The sequence below is a fragment of the Paenarthrobacter sp. FR1 genome (genome assembly GCF_051106045.1).
GTDB lineage: Bacteria > Actinomycetota > Actinomycetes > Actinomycetales > Micrococcaceae > Arthrobacter > Arthrobacter nitroguajacolicus_A.
Map to the genome: position 1 here is coordinate 1 of NZ_JBPFSF010000022.1, position 3,766 is coordinate 3,766.

Annotated in this window: 2 protein-coding genes; both read right to left on the bottom strand. The window is 61.3% G+C overall.

Features of this window, described 5'->3' with window-relative positions:
• A partial coding sequence (locus ACR30Z_RS22520; RefSeq protein WP_434374668.1) for an RICIN domain-containing protein occupies nucleotides 1-549 on the bottom strand: 549 nt, incomplete at its 3' end.
• 232 nt (nucleotides 550-781) lie between these two features.
• On the bottom strand, nucleotides 782-3,502 hold the full coding sequence (locus tag ACR30Z_RS22525; protein WP_434374669.1) for a family 43 glycosylhydrolase: 2,721 nt from the start codon (nucleotides 3,500-3,502) through the stop codon (nucleotides 782-784).
• Nucleotides 3,503-3,766 lie beyond the last annotated feature (264 nt).

Below are 3,766 nucleotides of genomic sequence, written 5' to 3' on the forward strand. Positions count from 1 at the left end.
GAAAGCCTGGTTAGCCCCTCCATTGGAGGTCCACAACCCAATCCAGGCACCCTCATGCGTGGACTGATTCGACACATCCAAAACCTGCTGCCGCCCGGCATTCAGAATGCTGAACGACGTACCGTTGGTGGACTTGAAAAGCCACTGAGTTAGAGAGTCGGCCAGTGCCTCCTGGTCAGTGACGGTGCGCAGGGTGGTGCCATTTGAATTGGCGGCAAGAGCACGGCCATCGACGAGACGGAGGACATAACGATCATTCGCCGTCCCTTCTTCGTCAACGATCAATGTGGCCTTCCACACCTGGTTCGGCCCTGCGATCGAATCGCTGAGCACCGTTGCCGGGGAACCGTTTGAAGCTGTCACCGCCCGGCCACTCTGGACACCAACAAAGCTATAAGACGCCCCGTCCTGGACCCCGCCGGTCACGGCCACCGTGGCGTCGGCGACGACGGTGACCGGGGCAGCCGTCGCCGTCCCTGCGGCGCCCAGCAACAATGCTGTGACCGCGGCGGCGGCTGAACACCGTGCCACGATTCCCATTTTTCTCATCTGACTATTCCTTATTCTCTAGTTCCGGTAGTCGGCCAGACGCACGAGGCCGACCGCCGAGAGTCAGCGCTTGGATGGCCTTGAGGTCAACGGTGCGGAGTGACCGGCTGTATAGCGTCGTGGACCCTGACGACGCCGCCCAGCAGCAAATCTGTGGCAGTCGTGATGGTGGCGCCTGCGGTCCTTGATGGACGCTGGTGGGCCGCCGTTCGGGCGGGCCACCAGCGTCAAATTAGTTGCAGGATGCTGCTTTGTAGGCGGCGTTCACTGTCACTGTTACGGGTTGGCCGTTGACTGTGGCCTTGGCTTCGACGGCCACGGTGCCTGCCGGTAGGGAAGCGGCACGGGTGGTGAAGGCGTGGACCGCGTTCTTGCCCGGCTTGACCTCAGCGAAGGTCTTGGTTCCGTACGCCGAGGTGAACGTGGCCTGAACCGACTTCGTGTCGTTGTTGGTCAGCTGCGCGGTCACGGTGACCTTTCCTGCCACGCACTTGGTGCTGGCCACTGCGGTGACGTTCAACTGCGGTGCGGCTGGGACCGGGTTGGCGATCATCAGCCAGCTCAGCTGCACGTTTGTGCCGCGGGTGGGGATCAGGGAGAAGGCCAGCTTCCCGTCCGAACCCACCGTGACGTTCTGGTACGCAGCGGACTGGTACTCGCCGCTGTAGTCGTGATCGGCTTCAACCACGGCACCGTTGACGGTGACCTTCGCCCCGCGGTCATCCCACTGGGCCCACGGATCGTAGTATCCGGCGTAAACCGTGTAGGTACCCGGAGCCAGATCGGTGAACTTGTAGTTCAAGTCGTGTCCTCCGGTGGCGTAGCGGAGGGTGGTGAAGATATTTCCGTCAGCGGTACCGTTCACGCCGCTGCCTTCACTCTCATAACCCCAGGTCTTACCCGTGACCGGATCAACGTTGAACGGCTGGTCCGCCGTACTGTTCAGGACAGGACCGTCCTGGGCAGCTGCTGCCATCAACGCGGTCCAGTCAGCGGTTTGCTGACCGCCGGCGTTCACTGCGTACCGGACACCGTCCGGGACCACCGGGATGGTCCGGGTGAACGTCCGGTTACCGAAACCAGGCAAGGTACCGGTGGCCGTGATGACACCGGCCGTGTTCGTGTTGCCCTTGACCTGCCAGGTCACGGGTTGGGTGGTGCTCTGCCCGTTCTGGGTGACCGTCACGTTGCTGACACTGAATGGTGAACCCACCGCCAGGCTCGCAGGAACACCGGTGACGTTCCAGGCCGCGTTCGCATCAAGATCCTCAAGTGTCCATTCATCTTTGATTGCGACATCGAAGTCAGAGCCCCCTTCTGCCATGGTCAGGGGCAGCCATACCATCTGCGCGTTGGCCAAGTCTGTGCCACCGTTCCAGCGATCGCCCATGTAGATGTACTTGCCTTGTTCACGGTCCACCGGGATCACTGATGTGGGTTGGGTGTCCCAGGAGTTGTGCTGCGCCCATCCCGGGAAGGGGTCTCCCAGTGCAGTCCAGTCCCCCAGCACACTCTTTGCGGTTGCGTACTGAGTGGGGTTCGGCGTCCAGTCCCGGGTGCCTGAGGTGAGCAGGAAATAGCGATCACCATGGCGGAACATGGCCGGGGCTTCACGGGACCAGCCGACAAAGATGCGCTTGTAGTCGACACCCTCAACCGCGGCCTCGGGCGCCGTGGAAAGGTAGGTGTAGTCGGCATTGAGCTTGGAAATGAACATCGTCTGGTTCTCTTCGCTGGAATAGATGATGTAGCCGGTGCCATCGTCATCCACAAAGAGGTTCATGTCCCTGGCCATGCCGGGGTTGTTCGGGGCGTGGTTGGTAGGGTCCGAGGGGTCAGCGTGATGCAACGGGTAGCTGTCTATATAGCGGAACGGACCAAAGGGCGAATCGGAAATTGCCACGCCGCCCCGGGCTTTTGCATAGATGGCGTTCGAGGTCTCGGAAGGTCCGGATGAGTGGAGCCACATCACCCATTTCCCGGTGGCCTCATTGTGTATCACTTTCGGACGCCAGATGGTGGCCGCAGGCATATTCGGGTCAGTGCGGGTGGTCACAAGATCCCGGAATACCCCGGCCCGCTGCTCGGTGGTGTAGCCCGAGTAGAGGTTCTGGAAGTACGGATCCGTGTCGATCTGCCCGCGCGACGACAGCGCACGCATGACGACGCCTTCGTCTTTCCAGTTGTAGAGGTCGTAGGAGCTGTACCCGTGCACCCCAGGAGAGTCGCTGTAACCGTAAGTGTGGTCCTCGCCGTACAGGTAGTAGATGGTCTTGCCTGCGGAATCCTTGGACGTGACCACCTGGCCACCGTGGGCCTGGATCAGCTTGCCGTTGTTATCGCGCCAGTCCTGACCGGGCCGGAAACTGTTATAGCCGGCACCCTCACTGGCATTCCGGAGGGTGAAAGCCTGGTTAGCCCCTCCATTGGAGGTCCACAACCCAATCCAGGCACCCTCATGCGTGGACTGGTTCGACACATCCAAAACCTGCTGCCGCCCGGCATTCAAAATGCTGAACGACGTACCGTTGGTGGACTTGAAAAGCCACTGAGTTAGAGAGTCGGCCAGTGCCTCCTGGTCAGTGACGGTGCGCAGTGTGGTGCCATTTGAATTGGCGGCAAGAGCACGGCCATCGACGAGACGGAGGACATAACGATCATTCGCCGTCCCTTCTTCGTCAACGATCAATGTGGCCTTCCACACCTGGTTCGGCCCTGCGATCGAATCGCTGAGCACCGTTGCCGGGGAACCGTTTGAAGCTGTCACCGCCCGGCCACTCTGGACACCAACAAAGCTATAAGACGCCCCGTCCTGGACCCCGCCGGTCACGGCCACCGTGGCGTCGGCGACGACGGTGACCGGGGCAGCCGTCGCCGTCCCTGCGGCGCCCAGCAACAATGCTGTGGCCGCGGTGGCGGCTGAACACCGTGCCACGATTCCCATTTTTCTCATCTGACTATTCCTTATTCTCTAGTTCCGGTAGTCGGCCGGACGCGCGAGGCTGACCATTTGGCATCAGCGCCAAGGCCCTTAGGCTGGATGGGGCTATTCGAACAGGGATAGGGTGAGTTTGGCGGTGTAGTTGCCGGCCGCCACGGTGGCAGGGGTCTTCATGACGAGGTCTGCGTTGGCTGTCCACTGTCCTTCGGAGGCAATCGCTCCTGAGTCCACTGCAAGGGCGAGCAGTTCCTGGTCCACCAGGCCTACGGCGTTGGG

What these genes read in the sequence shown, in the direction of transcription:
- ACR30Z_RS22525 (WP_434374669.1), bottom strand. Translation starts at nt 3,502, where the DNA reads ATGAGAAAAATGGGAATCGTGGCACGGTGTTCAGCCGCCACCGCGGCC.